At 64.5% G+C, this 2,069-nt stretch carries 1 protein-coding gene; it reads right to left on the bottom strand.

The genetic code is table 11. The annotated features are described in order from the left end of the window. Window positions 1-1,997 (bottom strand): condensation domain-containing protein (locus tag UIA24_RS22930; RefSeq protein ID WP_330524031.1); only part of this gene is annotated, 1,997 nt, incomplete at its 3' end. Window positions 1,998-2,069: the final 72 nt, after the last annotated feature.

Here is a 2,069-nt window from a genome sequence, read left to right as displayed (position 1 = left end):
TACGCCGTGTTCGCGGTTTTCAGCAACTGGGCGGTGCGGGCCTTGTCCAGGGTCAGGGTCAGGCTTTCGATACCGCCACCGGGGGCGCCATCTTCCGGGAACTGATCCACGGGGCCGGCCAACTGCTGTTGCCAGTAGGCCACTTCCGTTTGCAGCACCTCGTCGTGGGCAAAGGCTTCCATGTGTTCGGCCCAGTACTTGTAGGCGCTGGTCTTGGCTGGCAACGGTAACCCGGCGTAGGCCTGCTGCAGATCCTCCAGCAGAATGCGCCACGACACGCCATCAACCACCAGGTGATGCACCACCAGCAGCAAGCGGGCCGTACCATCGGCCAGCCGAATATGCACGGCGCGCAGCAGTGGGCCGTCTTGCAGGCTGAGGCTGGCTTGCGCTTCGTCGCAATGGGCGGTGATTTCTGCGGCAGAAGCCGCTTCGCGCTCCCACAACACGCCCTGTTCGTTCGGAGCTCGATGGTGTTGAACCCAGCGGTTCCCCTGCTGCTGCCAGTTCAGGCGCAAGGCGTCATGGTGCGCCACCAAGGCCTGCAAGGCACGGCTCAGCGCCTGGCTGTCCAGCGGTTGCGCAGCCTTGAGCAGCACTGACTGGTTCCAGTGGTGCCGCTGCGGAATCGGCTGTTCAAAGAACCAGGCCTGAATCGGCGTCAGCGGCACTGCGCCACTGACCGGGCCCTGATCAATGGCCAGCGCACCTTCCAGCGGTTTGGCCGCACGCGCCAGGGCTTGCAGGGTCTGGTGTTGGAACAGGTCTTTGGGGGTCAGCGCCAAACCGGCCTGCCGCGCACGGCTAACCACCTGGATCGAGACGATGGAGTCGCCACCCAGCTCGAAGAAGTTGTCGTGCAACCCGACCTGTTCCAGCCCCAGCACCTGCTGCCAGATCGCAGCCAAGGCCAACTCTTCTACAGAAGTCGGCGCTTGGAAGGCTTGGCTTTCCCACACTGGCTCCGGCAGGGCCTTGCGGTCCACCTTGCCATTGGGGGTCAACGGGAAGCGTTCCAGAACCAGGATCTTGCTCGGCACCATGTAGTCCGGCAATTGCTGTTTCAGCTCGCTCAGCAGGGTTTCAATCAGGCCATCATCGCGGCTCGACACCACGTAACCCACCAGACGTTTGTCACGCAGCACCACCACCGCCTCACCGACGTCGGCATGGGCCTGCAGTCGCGCTTCGATTTCGCCCAGTTCGATGCGGTAGCCGCGCAGCTTGACCTGTTGGTCGATACGCCCCAGGTATTCCAGATTGCCGTCGGCCAGCCAGCGTACACGGTCGCCGGAGCGGTACAGCCGACCACCGGTGGTGGAAAACGGGTCCGGCACAAAGCGCTCGGCGGTCAGGTCTGGGCGCTGGTGATAACCACGGGCCAGCCCTTCGCCGCCAATGTACAGCTCGCCCGCCACGCCCGGTGGCAGCAGGTTAAGGTCGGCATCGAGCACGTACAGGGTTCGGTTGCCGACCGCACGGCCGATGGGGGCGTACGGTGTTTCGCACGGTACATCGCCGTCGGCCCGCCACAAGGTCGGGGTGACGATGGTTTCCGTCGGCCCGTAACCGTTGATGATGCGCGGCGCTTTCAGGCCACGGCGCAGCAGTTCGAAGGTCTCCCGCGACACCGCTTCGCCGCCAATGGTGCAGGAGCGCAGCCGCAACGACTGCGGACGCGCCAAGGCCCACTCGGCCAGTTGATGGGCATAGCTGGTGGGGAAATAGGCCACGGTAACGTCTTGGTCCACCAGCGTCTGGTAGCTCTGCTCTGCCGAGATCAGCCCCGGGCCACGCAGCACCAGCCGGGCACCGAACATCATCGGCGACAGCCACTGCTCCACCGCGCCGTCAAAACTGATCGAGGCAAAATGCAGGGCAATGTCGTCGGCGCTCATGCCGTACAGCTCTGCGGCGGCGCGGCAGTGCATGCTCAGGGCGCCGTGCTCGACGGTCACGCCCTTGGGTTGGCCGGTCGAACCAGAGGTGTAGATCATATAGGCGCGTTGCTGCGGGGCGACCGTTAGTAACGGCGCCTGTGTTGGCGCGCAGCTCAGGTCCAGCTGGTC

It is taken from the genome of Pseudomonas sp. AL 58 (assembly GCF_036348395.1).
GTDB classification, from domain to species: Bacteria; Pseudomonadota; Gammaproteobacteria; order Pseudomonadales; family Pseudomonadaceae; genus Aquipseudomonas; species Aquipseudomonas defluvii.
The sequence above is the reverse complement of the archived record's forward strand: the minus strand, read 5'-3'. Positions and strand labels throughout refer to the sequence as shown.